Genomic DNA, 15472 nt, shown 5'->3' with positions numbered 1-15472 from the left:
AACGATGAGGGCGAAAAACAATAATGTGAAAAAGATGGCCATCTAACCCCTCCTCTAACGAATTCCTTACTTTCTTCTACGTATCTATCTGGAAAATGTTTCATTTTTTTAAATGTCTGGTTGCTTATTTTTAATTTCTGTCCTAATATGGAGGGAACTTTGCCTGCTCTACGACAGATCACGATTTGTGGTACACTCGAATGAGCACATCACTTACTAGAAACGAGGGTTCATCTCTATATGATTACAGTACAAAACGTCGGTCTTCGCTTTGCAGACCGAAAATTATTCGAAGACGTCAACATCAAGTTCACACCAGGTAACTGTTACGGTCTGATTGGTGCAAACGGTGCCGGTAAATCGACATTCCTGAAAATTCTCGCTGGTGACATCGAAGCACAACAAGGCGATGTCATCATCACACCAGGCGAACGTTTAGGCGTTCTCCGTCAGAACCATTACGAATACGAAGAATTCCAAGTCATCGAAACGGTCATGATGGGACACAAACGTCTCTATGAAGTCATGAAAGAAAAAGATGCGATCTATATGAAAGAAGATTTCTCGGACGAAGACGGCATGCGCGCTGCTGAACTCGAAGGTGAATTCGCTGAGATGAACGGTTGGGAAGCAGAGTCGGAAGCCGCAATGCTTCTTCAAGGACTCGGCATCAAGGAAGACCTTCACTCGAAAACGATGGCTGAGCTGACAGGATCGGAAAAGGTCAAAGTCTTGCTTGCACAAGCGTTGTTCGGCAAACCAGACATTCTCTTACTCGATGAGCCGACGAACGGACTTGATTTGAAAGCCGTCAAATGGCTCGAAGAATTCTTGATCGGATTCGAGAACACGGTCATCGTCATTTCCCACGACCGTCACTTCTTGAACAACGTCTGTACGCACATGGCGGATCTCGATTACGGTAAGATTCAATTGTATATCGGAAACTATGATTTCTGGTACGAGTCAAGTCAGCTTGCTTCGCGCATGGCAAGTGACCAAAACAAGAAAAAAGAAGAGAAAATCAAAGAACTTCAAGCCTTCATCGCGCGTTTCAGCTCAAACGCTTCAAAAGCGAAACAAGCGACGTCGCGGAAGAAATTGCTTGATAAAATCACACTCGACGACATTCGTCCATCGTCACGCCGTTATCCGTTCGTCGGTTTCACACCGGAACGCGAAATCGGAAATGACCTCTTGATGGTTGACGGTATCTCGAAGACGATTGATGGTGTCAAAGTCCTTGATAACGTCCGCTTCTCGTTGAACAAGACGGATAAAGTCGCGTTCATCAGTCAGAGCGATATCGCGATCACGACTCTCTTCAAGATCCTTATGGGTGAGATGGAACCGGATAGCGGTACGTTCAAATGGGGCGTCACGACTTCACAGTCGTACTTGCCAAAAGATAACTCGGAATTCTTCGAAGGCTCGGACAAGACGATCCTCGATTGGCTCCGTCAGTACTCACCGGCAGATGAGAGTGATACGTTCCTCCGTGGATTCCTCGGTCGGATGCTCTTCTCAGGAGAAGAAGTTATGAAAAAAGCCTCTGTCTTATCTGGGGGCGAAAAAGTCCGTTGTATGCTTTCAAAAGCAATGCTCAGCGGTGCTAACGTTCTCGTCCTCGACGATCCAACGAACCACTTGGATCTCGAATCGATCACAGCACTCAACGATGGCTTGATCGCTTACAAAGGTGCGATGCTCTTCAGCTCGCATGACCATCAGTTCGTCGAAACGATTGCGAACCGTATCATCGAGTTGACGCCAAACGGTATCGTCGATAAAGAAACGACATACGATGAGTACTTGAACAATGATACGATCCAACAGCAATTAACAGCGTTATACGCACAATGATGTCAAAAGAGACCGGAACTGTCGTTTCGGTCTCTTTTTTGAACACTTTGAAGGAGGAATGCGATATGCGTCATCGCGTATGTGCCGCGCTGATTGAAGAGCAACAGATCTTAATGGTTGAATTACACACGCCTTCCCGGACATTTTGGACGTTACCGGGCGGAGGTGTCGAGCGTGGTGAAACAAAAGAACAAGCCGTCGTGCGCGAAGTATTAGAGGAGACGCATCTTCACATCACAATCGAACGACAACTCTACGAGATTTCAATCGATCAGGGAATCGAGACATGTTTTCTCGTTCAACGCACCTCAGGTAGTTCTTCTGCACCTCGACTCGGGATTGATCCCGAACTTCCGCTTAATAAACAGGAATTACGAACCGTCCGTTTCCGACCACTAAAGGACCTTCAAGATGATTCACAGATTACTCGTTTGCTGAACTTACTGTAAAGGAAAGATTAACTAACTGAGATATAACTAACCAGGTTTCTTTACACTCCCTACATAATCGACTGAGTGAACTACTCACCACTTGTTTGCTTCGCAAATTGAAGTAGGAGCCTCTTGGGAAGACCGTACTTTTACAAGCTACGATTATTGACCAAGCTCATCGGGTGGTCCCCACCCTGAAGAATTTTCAGTATGCTAACATCAACAAGTTGATGCTCGCGTTGATGTCTCGATCATGAAGAGCACCACAAATACAGCTCCACTCGCGCACATCCATGGCTTTCTTCTCGCTTTTTATTCCGCAAGAAGAACAAATCTGTGTAGAGGCATACCATTGATCCGCTTTGATAAGTGTTCGCCCGTAGAATTTGCATTTGTATGCTAGCTGACGAACAAACTCATACCAACTGACATCCCCGATCGATTTGGCGATCTTATGGTTTTTCATCATGTTCTTCGACTTAAGTGTCTCAACGACTATGACTTGGTTATCGTCAACGATTCGTTTCGACAGCTTATGAAGAAAATCTTGACGTTGATTCGCAATCTTTTCATGCTTCTTGGAAAGGATCATCCTCGCCTTCTCTCGGTTCTTACTCCCAATTTTCTTGCGTGACAAGCCACGTTGCGCCTTCTTTATCTTATCTTCAGACTTTCGAAGAAAGCGCGGATTGGCAACTTTCTCAGAAAAATGTTTATCGTTTGTCAGGATGGCGAAGTGCTCCAAACCAAGATCAATCCCTACTTTATGTTTGGCGGGAATCCATTGCTCTTCGGCTTGATCGACGAGGATCGAGATGAAGAATTTTCGGGTCCTCGTCATCGAGATCGTCGCGGACTTGATCACACCTGTAAACGGACGATGTTGTTTCAACTTCACAAAACCAATCTTAGGAAGCTTCACCTGACATGCCTCGATTCGGATGCTTCCCTTCAGATTGTTCGTCGTGTAAGAGGCGCGGTCGTTGTGCTTCGATTTGAACTTGGGGAACCCAACAGACTTATCCCGAAAAAAGTTCTGGTATGCCTTATTCAAGTCCATCTGAGCGTTCGCTAGGGAAAGACTATCGACTTCTTTTAGGAAAGGGAATTCAGGTTTGTACTTTGCTGGGGTTGGGAGCTTCTGCTTCACGTCAGGGTCGAGCTTAGACTCTTTATACAATCGGATACGCTCTTCGAGCATCTTATTGTAAACGAAACGGACACAACCGAACGTCTTCACGAAATACTCTTGTTGGAACTTCGTCGGATAAAGTCGAAACTTGTACGCCTTCAGCAAGGAAATCACTCCTCTCCTTTTTTTCGATGTAGTGTCTGATGACATCGATCGTCGCATTTCCGGTCCTCACTAGACAATAACTTCGGGACCAAAACATTTCTTTTCAAAGTTGTGTTTTGACATGTGGAAAATCGTGGTTGATCAATCGACTGCTGGTACTCTTATAAGCGTTCAGAAACTTGGACATTTCCGCGTTTGGGTGCGCTTTAAACAACACATCGATATAATCGTTGTCATGGTTCCACTCGATCAGTGTAATACGATATGACGTGCCTATTCGTTCGAACATCTGTCTCGCAAACGTCGAGATGGCGTCATCAATCACTTGTCTCCTGTATTTCACTACGAGGATAAGATCGTAATTCAGAAGAAAGACTGAATGCTTATCTGTGTTAAATTTTGTTTGTGTATCAATTCCTTTTATTGGTTGCACTGATTTCATCAAATGATTATAGTCTTATCGAAACGGGTGATTCATCTCCTACCTACGCTACACTTAGAGGTGGGAGTATTCTCGCCTGATTTTGATAAATCGTATACGAAGCGACAGGATACAAAAACGCGGGAATCCGTTTTTTCATGCGTTATTCTTCTTTTGTTTCGCCGCTTCTTCTTCGACACGTTGCAACAGCCCATGAACGATTTTCTCATTCTCTCGCTCTCCTCCAAGCGACAACAGACTCTTTCCAACAAAGTTCGCTCCCTCATTTTTTCCCGTATAGATCAACAGACAACGGTCATGGTCGATCGGTTTAAGTGTAAACGTCATCTCGATCTTGAATATTTTAGCCAATGTGAATCCAATCGTATTTTGTTTGAAGTCAGGCTCGTTCGTATAGGCTAAATCGGTCACGATATAGGTTTCAAGTCGATTACCCTGCATGTATGTTTGACGATACGTCGAACCGACGACACCCGGTTTTCGTTCAATCACCTCGTGCTGGACGACGTTTGGAATCAAACGCTGCAATCGCGTGTGATCAAACAAGTGCCATGCTTCCTCAATCGGAATATCGAGCTGTCGTTCTTCTCTCCACGTAATCATAGATCCGCCCCCTTTTCTATACAAATACCCTGTCATCCGGTCTTGTAACGTCCGGTGACAGGGCGAGAGCAGATTCTTATTTTACTGTGCTTGTTTCAAGGGCTGCACCGAGGAACTTCGCTAGTTCGAGCATACCGTAGCGTCCTGCAGCTGCCTCGGCATCCGAATTATAGTTCGTATTCGTATTGACGTCATACGTATAGATCGTACCTGACGCATCCTTAATGAACTCGATGCCTGCGACCGCGATTTGGTTCGCTTGGAGGAATGCTTCATACTTTTGGATGATCGGGTCATCGAAGCCTTCAACGATTTGGAACTTCATCGGTGTTTGCGGTGCTTCTTCACCGACTGGGCAGAACAAGTCGTCGATCACGCATGCATCCGCTGGGCAAAGCTCGAACCCTTCTGATGTATCGACTCGAACCGCGTAGACGAACTTTCCACCTACGAACTCACAACGTGTGATGTACGGTTCTGGTGCTTGAATATACTCTTGAATCAACGTGATGCCATCGACTGGTTCGTCGAATGTCGGACCGTCGAGATAAGCTTCAAGTGCTTCAATCGAGTGGAACAGCTGGACGCCGAGACCTTTTCCGGCACGGTTGTGTTTCGTGATGAATGACGAAACACCGATTTCTTTTGCTGCTTGTACGATTTGATCACGTCCGACGGCAGCCGTCGTCTTCGGTACACGAATCCCAGCCTTCCGCAACGCCGTATATTGATTGACTTTGCTGACTTCAAGACGGAGCGCACGCGTTCCGTTAAAGACGGTCCGGTCATGCTCTTCTAACCAAGCGAGGACCCCTTCCGTCAACTCCGGCGCGTAACGATGTCCCCGCGTATGCGAAGAAGCACTCATCCGGCTGTAAAAGACGCCTTCTGGCGGCAGTTCATCCAGCGGAACGATTCCTTCATTCAAGTGCCACTGTTCATACGGTAATTCGAGTTCTTCGAGACGTTTGATGAGATGGTCCGTCCATTCTTGGTTTTCGTGGAGAATATGAATTTTTGTCATGATTGTTGACCTACCTTTCGTTTCGCTTCGACCAGTGGCATTACGTCACGAGCAAAGCGTTCCATTTCTTCAAGTTGTGGTGAGAATTGTAACAAAAGTAACGTGACACCGACGGCTTCGAACGCTAGAATCCGTTCAGCGATTTGTTCTGGTGTCCCGATTAAATTCGGACGTAGACCACGGTTCGAGACAGAATAATCGTTCCGCTCGACCTGTTGCTCCAGTTGCGATTTACTAATGAAATCCTGATAACCGGCATAACCGGCGCTGTCTTCCTTGACGTCCGTGATCCGTTGCCATTCAAGAAGTGCTTCTTCTTCCGTATCCCGACAAATGATGTAGGCAGCAAGACCGAAGCTTTCGAGCGGCTTTTGTCCCGTCGCTTCCCGGCGTACTTTCATGTCGTCGATTTTATGGGCTACTTCTTCAACAGTGCCCCCGTGCATGACATAAGCGTCACAGTGTTCGACGATCGTTCGCTTTCCAGCTTCACTCTCTCCACCAGCGTAGAGCTTGATGCCTGGACGCTGGACTGGCTTCGGATGGAGTTCTGCTTGCTCGATCGTGTAGTGATGACCGGAGAAGCTATACGGTGACGCATCTGCCCACAGTCCCTTCATGACCGTGACGAACTCTTCCGTCCGAGCATAGCGTTCATCGTGCGCTGTGAAGATACCGTTGTATTGTTTCGCTTCCTCTGCCCACCACGCTGAAACGACGTTGAGCGTAAAGCGTCCACCACTCAACTGATCGATGTTTGCCGCCATCTTCGCCGTCGTCGCTGGATTATGGAACCCGGGACGAACCGCTGTCATGATCTCAAGGCGTTCTGTCGTTGCAGCAATCGCTGCTGCCGTCGTCCATGCCTCAAGACTCGGTTCCTTAATGCCTTTGATATCATTCAAGTTCAATTCCGCAATCAACGTCGTCGAGAACCCGATTCGTTCTGCTGTTTGTGCGACTTGTTTCGCATAATCGAAGGTCGGTGGCATCTGTTCATCCTCGACGTTACGTAACCATCCCCCAAAAATCGGTAACCAAAAACCATACTCCACTCCATCGTCCCCCTTATCATAAAAAAACGCTCTTTTCGAAGTTCGAAAAGAGCGACGGTATCTTGTCCTGTCCGCTCTTATCTTCGGAAGGTATCCCTTCCTGGAAGTAGCACCTTCCGCCGTAGCGGGGTTGCTGAAGTGTCTTCGGGCCAGTCCCTCGACTTCTCTAGATAAGATGTGTTGCATTCATCGTACAAAATTCACTGAACTAAAGCAACCATTAAACCGTCTTTTCCAATCGGAATTATTTCACGCATAAAAAAATCCCGACGTCGTGTCGGGATTCGGTATTAATATGGTGCGACGAAATCTGATGTTGGCTCTGGCGCTTGTTCACCACGCACACGATCATAGAATTTTGCCATTGTGACGCTGAAGTATGGTCCAACCCATAAGACAGCAAGACCAAGTGTAACGATCACGAGTAATGCCCAACCAATGAATGATAGGAAGAGTAAGAATGCTTCCATTTTATGACCATCCATGAGTTGACGTGAACGTGTGATGGCCTCGAAGATACCGACCGATGGTTCATCTCGAAGGATGTAGAACGTCAACAGGTAAGAGAACGACTTGATGATCCCTGGAATGATCAAGAGTAATGTCCATAAGAATAAGAAGACCGCTTGCACAATCGAGACGCCGATGACTTTGCCGAAGATTTTATACGGCTCGAACAAATCAGCTACTTTGACTTCTTCATTGCGTGCGAACGACATCGCGACCCACGTCCAACCCGCTGCGATTGGGATCAATAAAATCGAAAGAATGATACTGACCGCACTCATCGCATTTAGATCTTCGTTAGGATCTGGTCCGATGAACGTCGGAACGCTCTGGATGATAGAAAACAGTACGAACATGAGGATGGCAAATCCCCAACGACCGCTGAGCGACTCCTTCGCTGCTTTTTTTAATTGAGATGACATGAGTAAGGTCCTCCTTGAAAAATAAGTTCTCACCTTACTTTACGGTCGAATTCTTCTAATGTTTCACTCTTTTTTCAATAATTTCCCGTCTCGTTGCTGGTTGAGCCAAGCACGCTCAAGTTGTCGTTCACACGCCGTGTATAACGATCGTCGACCGTCGAGCCGTTCCATCGCGAATGGAATACCATGCTTTTTTGCCTGCGCGATGACATGTGCACTCGCTGCATGAGAAACGCGACTCGTCACGACGACGATCGCGTCCGTCTTTTTGGCGAGACAGGCAATCTTTTTCGCGGACTGTGCGTCCCCTGCAAGATGAATCAATTCGATTCCCGTCGGCGCAAAGAACTCGCGATAGACAGCGGTCTGTTGTTCATTTCCGACGATGACGAGACGCATTCCTGTGAAGCGCGTGAAATCAAGTGGTGTCTTATCAACGAAATCCATCAATTGTCCAGGTACGGCTGTCGTCACGATCGGTTCAATCGTTCGCTCTTTTGGCATACGGACGCGACGCTGTGCTTTTTTAGCTTTCGGAACCGGTTGTCGTTTCATTTTTCGTGCATACCGATTTGACTTTTTCGTTGTCACAGACGTCTTCACTACCGGTTGCTCTACCTCTGATGGGCGGTTAGATGATGCGTTGACGATCGGCTCTTTATACGTGAATGGATGCTTCCAAGCAATCGTCAGTGTATCCTTCCGTTCCCGCCACATGACGAGATCGACGAGTTGACCTGCTTCTAGTCGGAAATAGCGCATGTCTTCTACCGGAACGACATAATAGAACGATCTGCCCGACTCATCTTGCAGTGGACCATTCACCGTTTCCTCAATGATTCCATGCGCCTTGACGATTGCTTGTTCAAACACGACACGTTCTGGATTCTCTCTCATTCGCTCCGTCGAGACGACGGCTTCGATACGGCATATCGTTTTTTGATCATCCTGACGATCGACACGGACACGGACTTCCATGCCGTGCTCGAGATTCCAATCGCGGACGTCTCGTTCAGAAATATGACTGCCCGACCATTCTAGTAAAGTACCACCTTTTAACCCCCGCTGAAACGTATAGGCATAACGTTGCTTGCGTACTGGCTCGATCGGTACTTGCGGTGGCATGACGATAGTCTGTTTCTCTAACTCCATCACTTCATCGATGACCGGTGTTTCTTGAACGTCGCGCGGTGCATAATACGCTGACATTTTGACCCATTCATCGATTCCGTTCACTTCGTCGAGCCAGAGTTGCCAATCTTCATACTGCTCCACGACCGCTAATTTCATCTGTACCAATTCAGTTGCTCGTTCCAACACCTGTTGCATCATCCGTAACCACTTCCTTTGCGTTTTTTTCACTATAGCAACGAAAAAACGCGGAAGTAGTGCAAAAAAATAGCCTGGTCATTTTTTTGTTTGGGTACGTTGTTGAATTTCCACAGCCGGATCCTGACGCTTGTATTTCGCGACGATGACGATCAAAACCGTGATGATCACAAGCAGGAACCAAGAAGACAATTTTCCAAGATCAACGACTGCCCAGCCTCCTTCCTGATGCGGATAGACCCAGCCTTTAAAGAACGTTACGATGTTCTCCGCGATCCAAATGAAAAAGGCAATCAGTAAAAAGGACAGGACGAGCGGCATCCGGTAAATCGTCTGCTCGATCGTAAAATGAACCCATGACTTATAGAAAACGAGGACGACGAGAACCATCAATAGACAGCGTGCATCGAAGATCCAGTGGTGGGTGAAGAAGTTGAGATAGACGAGACTACCGACGCTGATCGCAAGCCACGGGGGAGGAAATGCTATGAATCGTAAATGAAATCGCCGAAAAGCCTGGCAGACATAACTCGCGACGCTTGCGTACATGAATCCTGCATACAATGGAACACCAGCCACTTTCGTCAAAGCGTCTTCCGGATAACTCCAAGACCCGACGTTCACTTTGAACAGTTCAAGTACTAGACCGATGACGTGAAACAATAAGATCAGTTTGAATTCCTCCATCGTTTCATACCGCGTGACGAGTAAGACGATTTGGACGAGAATACACCATAGCAACAGGAGATCATATCGAGCAACCGGTTCAGTAGGAAGATAACGTGAAAGAGCAAGCGCTGCGAAAATCATCACGGGAAAGACGCAACAGATGGCTTCTATATATGTAAAACGAATCAGGTGCCGGATCGCTTTCATTCGGTCATCTCCTTTTTTCTTCAGTATACGTGTCTCAATCCTCCTTCCCCTCCTTCTTAAGATGGAAAAAACGGAAAATTTCGTCTTTCTTCTTCCACTTTCCTCATGATACAGTTAACGAATCAATTATTTTAAGAAATGAGGTGCCAGACATGACGCGTCATCGCGCTTCCTGGTTGTTACGCGCTACGTTAAAGTGGGGACTCTTCCTGCTTGGTTTATTTTTACTCGCTCTTGGCTCATCGATGATGATCACGGCTGAACTCGGTGTCTCGACGTGGGATGTATTGCATCTTGGTCTCCAAAAGAAGACGCCACTATCCGTCGGAACGATCATCTTACTTGTTGGTCTATTACTCGTTTTCGTTAAGTACGCATTAGACCGCGTCACACCGCAAATCGGAACGCTCGTCAATGCAATTTTCGTCGGTGTCTTCATGAATCTTGTGCTTGGTTCTCATCTCTTACCTTCTTTTGAGTCGATTTGGTTGAATACACTCTGGCTGATTTTCGGTATCTTCATCATTGGGATGGGCGCTGGTCTGTATGTCGCTGTCGGATACGGGGCCGGTCCACGTGATGGGTTGACGCTGACACTTGCAGAGCGCTTCGGAACGTCAATTCGTCTGATGCGGACGATCATGGAAGTCACGGCATGCGGCATCGGTTGGTTGCTTGGGGGACCTGTTTTCTTCGGTACGATTCTCTCGATCTTCTTAATCGGACCGTTCCTGCAATTTTGGTTGTTCTATTTCCGCCGGATCATTGCAGCGATTGATGCAAAAGGAATTCCAGCGTCTGAACGCCAAATTAGCTAAGTCACCTGACTCGATATCATTCCGCGTGAATGATATCTTTTTTTATGTCAGAAGCAGATAAGTTGCGTCATCAAAATAAACACGTTATATTCGTTTACATATCAATCTTTGATACGTCAAAGGTTTCTTCGAACGAAGGGAAGGATGTGATGGATTGAGTATTTCCTGCACCGAAAAAGGACGTTTGATCTATGCACTCGTCTCCGTCAATAAGACGATTGCTCAAAAATTCGATCTCTGTACGGATGGTTTCAGTCAGACTCGAATGGACCTACTTGCTCAACTACAAGTCGATCAAACGATCAGTCAAAAAGAATTGCAAAAACGCGTCAATGTCGATCACGCGGCGGTGACCCGTCACCTCAAACACCTGGAATCGACAGGGATGATTGCTCGCGAGCGTTCAGCCGCTGACAATCGGGTGATTCTTGTTTCATTAACGGAACAAGGGGCGACGCGCATTGCACGATTACGCGAACAAAAAGATGAGTTCCTCGAGAACCTACTCGAAGGATTCTCTGCTGAAGAACAACGGACGTTAGCTGAGATGATTCAACGCATCGAAGCGAACGCCGACACATTACCTAAATTAAAAGAGGAGTCGATTTAATATGGCAACGCAAACTCAAACAGACTTCATGGAAATCGTCAAAGGACGCCGTTCGATCCGTAACTACGATACAGACGTGAAGATCTCAAAAGAAGAAATGACACAAATTCTTGAAGAAGCAACACTCGCACCTTCTTCTGTCAACATGCAACCATGGCGTTTCCTCGTCATCGATAGCGAAGAAGGCAAAGCAACGCTTGCACCACTCGCGAAATTCAACCAAGTCCAAGTCGAGACATCTTCTGCTGTCATCGCCGTCTTCGGTGACATGAACGCTGTTGATCAACTCGAGAACATCTACGATACAGCTGTCGCAAAAGGGCTCATGCCACAAGAAGTACGCGATCGCCAAGTACCAGCGATCCAAGGGATGTACAGCAGCGTATCAGCAAACGACTTGAAAGACAGCATCTTGATTGACTCGGGTCTCGTCTCGATGCAATTGATGCTCGTCGCTCGTGCACACGGTTATGATACAAACCCAATCGGTGGTTACGAGAAAGATCAAATCGCGGAAGCATTCGGTCTTGAAAAAGATCGTTATGTACCGGTCATGTTGCTATCGATCGGTAAAGCGGTGGACGCTGGATATCCATCAGTTCGCCTACCAATCAACGACATCGCAGACTGGAAATAAGTTTTTTACACTATAAAAAAAGAAAACACACACAAGGGAGATTGAATAATTATGACTACTCAAACAACAACGGACTTCATGGAAATCGTCAAAGGACGTCGCTCGATTCGTAACTACGACACGAACGTAAAAATTTCAAAAGAAGAAATGACACAAATCCTTGAAGAAGCAACACTTGCACCATCTTCAGTTAACATGCAACCATGGCGTTTCCTCGTCATCGATAGCGAAGAAGGTAAAGCGACACTCGCACCACTCGCAAAATTCAACCAAGTTCAAGTCGAGACATCTTCTGCTGTCATCGCTGTCTTCGGTGACATGAACGCGGTCGATAGCATCGAGACAATCTACGACATGGCTGTTGAAAAAGGTCTTATGCCACAAGAAGTACGTGATCGCCAAGTACCAGCCATCAAAGGTTTCTACCGTCCAGAAGACGTTGAAACATTACGTGATAGCATCTTGATTGACTCAGGTCTCGTTTCGATGCAATTGATGCTCGTTGCTCGTGCACACGGTTACGATACAAACCCAATCGGTGGTTACGAAAAAGATCAAATCGCAGAAGCATTCGGTCTTGAAAAAGAACGTTATCTTCCAGTCATGCTGCTTTCAATCGGTAAAGCAGTCGACGCAGGATACCCATCAGTTCGTCTACCAATCGCTGACATCGCAGAGTGGAAATAAGCGATCTCACCTAGTCCGGATTCCTTTCACAGGAATCCGGCTTTTTTGTATACTCAAAGAAAAGGAGGCGTCTGTGATGTATGATGTGACGATTATCGGAGCCGGTGTGGCAGGAATTTTCCTCGCCCATCAGCTCGTTGAAGATGGACAACGCGTCCTACTGCTCGATGCCGGAAAACCGATTCGCGAACGAACAGCAGAAGATGCGTATCTTGGATTCGCAGGGCTTGGCAAATCAGAAGGAAAGTTCAATTATGCGACGGGATTTGGCGGGGAACTCGTCTCAAAAATCGGTGAAGAGACGACACGACGACTGTTCGAAGAAGTCGATGATCTCTTATGTACATATGGTGGAGGTACAGTTGAGACCTATTCCACGTATTCCCCTACTGTAGCGTCTCGTGCCCGTCGCGCCGGTCTGCATACGGTCGAGACGACCGTCCGTCATTTAGGCACAGTACGGACCGCTGCCGTCTTCACGGCGTTTGAGGACGCCTTATTGCCACGACTCGATGCCCGGTTCGAAACGACCATCGAGCAGATCAAAAAATCAGAGCCGTTTACGATCAAAACAGCGGACGAGATCTTCGTCAGTCAACGAATTGTGTTCGCGACAGGTCGTTCAGGTGCAGACTTTACGTTGCAACAGTTAGCGACGCTTGGCGTCACCCCACAGCGGACCCGACTCGATCTCGGGGTGCGAATTGAGACGGATGAGGGACTATTTCGGACATTGTTACAGGAGACGTTCGAGACGAAGCTCGGTTACGACTCGCCTTACGGTCAAGCCGTCACCTATTGCATGAATCCACGCGGACGGATCATCCGCAAATATCAAGAAGGACTCGTCATGCCGGACGGTCAAAACGTCCACGAGACGGCAGACGGCTCGACAAACCTGAACTTTACACTATTTCTCCCGCGTTATTTTTCGACGCTAACGAAAGCGAATGCGTATGCCGCACGCATCATTGGCGGAATCAACCAAGGTGGTGATCGCATTCTCGTTCAGCGACTCAGTGATTTCCGAGCATCGCGAGCGACGACACACGATCAATTGAGTCGTAACACCATTGTCCCTTCCCTAACCGCGTCCCCCGGTAATTTGCATGCAGAAGTACCTGCAGAAGACCTGCTTGTCTTAGAAGGGTTTTTAGAGCGCCTTGAGCAACTCCTTGAAGTGGAACTTCCGGGAGATACGTTGCTTTACGGATTAGATGGCAAGTTTTACGCACCGATGCTTGAGACGTCAGAGACGTTTGAGACGACATGTCCCGGTGTCTATACGATCGGGGATTGTTCCGGTGCCACACACTCGCTTGCCCAAGCAGCTGCTAGCGGACTCCATCTTGGACATGCCTTGACGCAAAACAGCCGGTCCCTTCTTCGCTTAAGCGGAGAATGACCGGCTTGTCTTATTTCTTGAATGCTTCGTACACTTTCAATTGTTTCCCTTTGACCTTCGTCGTCTTCATCGCCCGGAGGACAAGCGGACCTTTCCCGTTGAGGATATCGACATACGTCAACGTATCCTGAATCGAGATGATGCCGATGTCGTCTGCTGTGACGCCTTCAATCTTCGCAATCGTTCCAACGAAGTCGACGGCACGGAGTTTTTTCTTTTTCCCGCCGTTAAAGAACAATTTCATGATGTCCGCATCAAGCTGCTCCGTTTTCGAAGAACGCGTATCTTCCGTCGCCATCTTCTCCTCAAATGCATCCGCTGTTCGCATCAAGTCCTTTTCCGTCGGTGCTTGGCGACGTGTCAGTTTCCCGTGATACTGCTCGATTTCCTTCAGGCGACGTTCGTCTGCCGGCGTGACGAGGCTGATTGCTTGTCCTGCTGCTCCTGCACGCCCCGTCCGACCGGTCCGGTGAACGTAGCTTTCTCGTTCGACAGGGAGATCATACTGGATGACGTGCGTGATGTTCTCGATATCGATCCCACGTGCCGCGACATCTGTTGCGACAAGAATTCGGAACTTCCCGGCACGGAAGGCTTTCATCGCATCGAGTCGATCGTCTTGTTCCATCCCACCATGGATCGCTTCAACCGGATAGTCATGTGCGCGTAGACCATTCGCGACGAAATCAACGTGTTCTTTCGTCCGACAGAAGATCATGCAGCGATCCGGGTTTTCAGCGACCAGGACATCTTTCAAAATCGCGAACTTCGTCTTGTCCGTCACCGGAATATAACTATGCGTAATCGTCGAGACAACGGTTTCACCCACTTCGATCCGTTTTGGTGCCTCCATGTAACGGTCACTCAACTGTTCGATGTCTTCTGGGAAGGTCGCAGAGAACAATAGTGTCATCCGCTCCTTCGGTAACTCAGACAAGATGGCATCGACTTGATCGAGGAAGCCCATGTTCAGCATTTCGTCCGCTTCATCTAAAACGACGTAACGGACTTTCTCAAGCGATAACGTGCCCCGCTCGATATGATCGCGTACGCGTCCCGGTGTTCCGACGACGACGTGTGTCTTTTGCTTGAGCTCCGTGACTTGCCCACGGAACGGTTGCTTGCCGAAGACAGCTGTCGCTTTGATCCGCTTATAACGTCCGATGTTCATGATATCTTCTTTGACCTGCAAGGCAAGCTCACGTGTTGGCGTCAAGACTAAGACTTGTGGTTTGTTTTCTTCCCACTCGACGAGTTCACACAGTGGGATCGCAAACGATGCCGTCTTTCCGCTCCCCGTCCGTGATTTGACGATGACATCTTTTCCAGATAATACGACCGGAATGACGGATTGCTGGACTTCGGTTGGTGTCGTGTAGCCGAGTTGCTCGATTGAGTCGAGAATCGGTGCGCTTAAGTTAAAATCATTAAATCGTGTACGTGTCATAGAATGTCCTCATTTCTTA

Annotated in this window: 15 protein-coding genes, 1 pseudogene and 1 riboswitch; of the genes and pseudogenes, 7 read left to right on the top strand and 9 right to left on the bottom strand. The window is 47.6% G+C overall.

Translation table 11 applies throughout. The features are described 5' to 3' along the window. Positions 1–240: 240 nt before the first annotated feature. Positions 241–1863 carry an ABC-F family ATP-binding cassette domain-containing protein gene (locus tag KNQ08_RS13720; protein ID WP_023469778.1) on the top strand — a complete coding sequence of 541 codons (1623 nt, stop codon included), beginning with the start codon at positions 241–243 and terminating at the stop codon, positions 1861–1863. A 65-nt stretch (positions 1864–1928) separates the two neighbouring features. Next, positions 1929–2312, top strand: a complete 384-nt coding sequence (locus KNQ08_RS13715; RefSeq protein WP_214725162.1) for an NUDIX domain-containing protein — start codon at positions 1929–1931, stop codon at positions 2310–2312. Between the two features lie 187 nt (positions 2313–2499). On the opposite strand, the gene tnpB is transcribed toward KNQ08_RS13715, so the two are convergent. From tnpB to KNQ08_RS13675, 8 genes and pseudogenes are all read right to left on the bottom strand, one after another. After that, on the bottom strand, positions 2500–3591 hold the full coding sequence (gene tnpB / locus KNQ08_RS13710; protein WP_133208443.1) for an IS200/IS605 family element RNA-guided endonuclease TnpB: 1092 nt from the start codon (positions 3589–3591) through the stop codon (positions 2500–2502). Positions 3592–3607: 16 nt separating this feature from the next. Continuing rightward, positions 3608–4033, bottom strand: a pseudogene (gene tnpA, locus KNQ08_RS13705) (IS200/IS605 family transposase); the annotation flags it as partial. Positions 4034–4168: 135 nt separating this feature from the next. Beyond that, positions 4169–4636, bottom strand: a complete 468-nt coding sequence (locus KNQ08_RS13700) for an SRPBCC family protein (protein WP_023469781.1) — start codon at positions 4634–4636, stop codon at positions 4169–4171. Between the two features lie 76 nt (positions 4637–4712). Beyond that, positions 4713–5660, bottom strand: coding sequence for an ATP-grasp domain-containing protein (locus KNQ08_RS13695; RefSeq protein WP_050678782.1), 948 nt, complete (start codon positions 5658–5660; stop codon positions 4713–4715). Beyond that, positions 5657–6715, bottom strand: coding sequence for an LLM class flavin-dependent oxidoreductase (locus KNQ08_RS13690; protein ID WP_149428047.1), 1059 nt, complete (start codon positions 6713–6715; stop codon positions 5657–5659). The genes KNQ08_RS13695 and KNQ08_RS13690 overlap by 4 nt, the downstream gene beginning before the upstream one ends. A gap of 74 nt (positions 6716–6789) precedes the next feature. Then, a riboswitch (SAM riboswitch) is annotated at positions 6790–6892 on the bottom strand. Positions 6893–7005: 113 nt separating this feature from the next. Then, a complete protein-coding gene (locus tag KNQ08_RS13685) occupies positions 7006–7644 on the bottom strand; it encodes a DUF975 family protein (protein WP_214725166.1) in 639 nt (212 codons plus the stop codon). A gap of 63 nt (positions 7645–7707) precedes the next feature. Further along, complete coding sequence (locus tag KNQ08_RS13680; protein WP_214806146.1) at positions 7708–8976, bottom strand: DUF2325 domain-containing protein; 1269 nt, start codon at positions 8974–8976, stop codon at positions 7708–7710. A 75-nt stretch (positions 8977–9051) separates the two neighbouring features. Further along, positions 9052–9849, bottom strand: coding sequence for a DUF817 domain-containing protein (locus tag KNQ08_RS13675; protein ID WP_214806145.1), 798 nt, complete (start codon positions 9847–9849; stop codon positions 9052–9054). 152 nt (positions 9850–10001) lie between these two features. Here KNQ08_RS13675 and KNQ08_RS13670 point away from each other — a divergent pair, with 152 nt between their 5' ends. From KNQ08_RS13670 to KNQ08_RS13650, 5 genes are all read left to right on the top strand, one after another. Next, the gene (locus KNQ08_RS13670) at positions 10002–10667 is read left to right on the top strand and encodes a YczE/YyaS/YitT family protein (RefSeq protein ID WP_023469787.1); all 666 of its coding nucleotides are present in this window, start codon (positions 10002–10004) and stop codon (positions 10665–10667) included. A 154-nt stretch (positions 10668–10821) separates the two neighbouring features. Next, positions 10822–11277 carry a MarR family winged helix-turn-helix transcriptional regulator gene (locus tag KNQ08_RS13665; RefSeq protein ID WP_023469788.1) on the top strand — a complete coding sequence of 152 codons (456 nt, stop codon included), beginning with the start codon at positions 10822–10824 and terminating at the stop codon, positions 11275–11277. A gap of 1 nt (position 11278) precedes the next feature. Beyond that, on the top strand, positions 11279–11914 hold the full coding sequence (locus KNQ08_RS13660) for a nitroreductase family protein (protein ID WP_023469789.1): 636 nt from the start codon (positions 11279–11281) through the stop codon (positions 11912–11914). A gap of 51 nt (positions 11915–11965) precedes the next feature. Then, positions 11966–12601 carry a nitroreductase family protein gene (locus tag KNQ08_RS13655; protein ID WP_023469790.1) on the top strand — a complete coding sequence of 212 codons (636 nt, stop codon included), beginning with the start codon at positions 11966–11968 and terminating at the stop codon, positions 12599–12601. 76 nt (positions 12602–12677) lie between these two features. After that, positions 12678–14006, top strand: coding sequence for an NAD(P)/FAD-dependent oxidoreductase (locus KNQ08_RS13650; RefSeq protein WP_214806144.1), 1329 nt, complete (start codon positions 12678–12680; stop codon positions 14004–14006). Positions 14007–14016: 10 nt separating this feature from the next. Here KNQ08_RS13650 and KNQ08_RS13645 read toward each other — a convergent pair whose 3' ends face one another. Continuing rightward, complete coding sequence (locus KNQ08_RS13645; protein WP_149428052.1) at positions 14017–15453, bottom strand: DEAD/DEAH box helicase; 1437 nt, start codon at positions 15451–15453, stop codon at positions 14017–14019. Positions 15454–15472: the final 19 nt, after the last annotated feature.

The organism is Exiguobacterium sp. s46, from assembly GCF_018618875.1.
GTDB lineage: Bacteria > Bacillota > Bacilli > Exiguobacteriales > Exiguobacteriaceae > Exiguobacterium_A > Exiguobacterium_A abrahamii.
The sequence above is the reverse complement of the archived record's forward strand: the minus strand, read 5'-3'. Positions and strand labels throughout refer to the sequence as shown.

Excerpts from the sequence above, each read along its gene's own strand:
- KNQ08_RS13720 (WP_023469778.1), top strand. The coding sequence starts at position 241 with ATGATTACAGTACAAAACGTCGGTCTTCGCTTTGCAGACCGAAAATTA.
- KNQ08_RS13715 (WP_214725162.1), top strand. The coding sequence starts at position 1,929 with ATGCGTCATCGCGTATGTGCCGCGCTGATTGAAGAGCAACAGATCTTA.
- KNQ08_RS13700 (WP_023469781.1), bottom strand. The coding sequence starts at position 4,636 with ATGATTACGTGGAGAGAAGAACGACAGCTCGATATTCCGATTGAGGAA.
- KNQ08_RS13695 (WP_050678782.1), bottom strand. The coding sequence starts at position 5,660 with ATGACAAAAATTCATATTCTCCACGAAAACCAAGAATGGACGGACCAT.
- KNQ08_RS13685 (WP_214725166.1), bottom strand. The coding sequence starts at position 7,644 with ATGTCATCTCAATTAAAAAAAGCAGCGAAGGAGTCGCTCAGCGGTCGT.
- KNQ08_RS13680 (WP_214806146.1), bottom strand. The coding sequence starts at position 8,976 with ATGATGCAACAGGTGTTGGAACGAGCAACTGAATTGGTACAGATGAAA.
- KNQ08_RS13675 (WP_214806145.1), bottom strand. The coding sequence starts at position 9,849 with ATGAAAGCGATCCGGCACCTGATTCGTTTTACATATATAGAAGCCATC.
- KNQ08_RS13670 (WP_023469787.1), top strand. The coding sequence starts at position 10,002 with ATGACGCGTCATCGCGCTTCCTGGTTGTTACGCGCTACGTTAAAGTGG.
- KNQ08_RS13660 (WP_023469789.1), top strand. The coding sequence starts at position 11,279 with ATGGCAACGCAAACTCAAACAGACTTCATGGAAATCGTCAAAGGACGC.
- KNQ08_RS13655 (WP_023469790.1), top strand. The coding sequence starts at position 11,966 with ATGACTACTCAAACAACAACGGACTTCATGGAAATCGTCAAAGGACGT.
- KNQ08_RS13650 (WP_214806144.1), top strand. The coding sequence starts at position 12,678 with ATGTATGATGTGACGATTATCGGAGCCGGTGTGGCAGGAATTTTCCTC.
- KNQ08_RS13645 (WP_149428052.1), bottom strand. The coding sequence starts at position 15,453 with ATGACACGTACACGATTTAATGATTTTAACTTAAGCGCACCGATTCTC.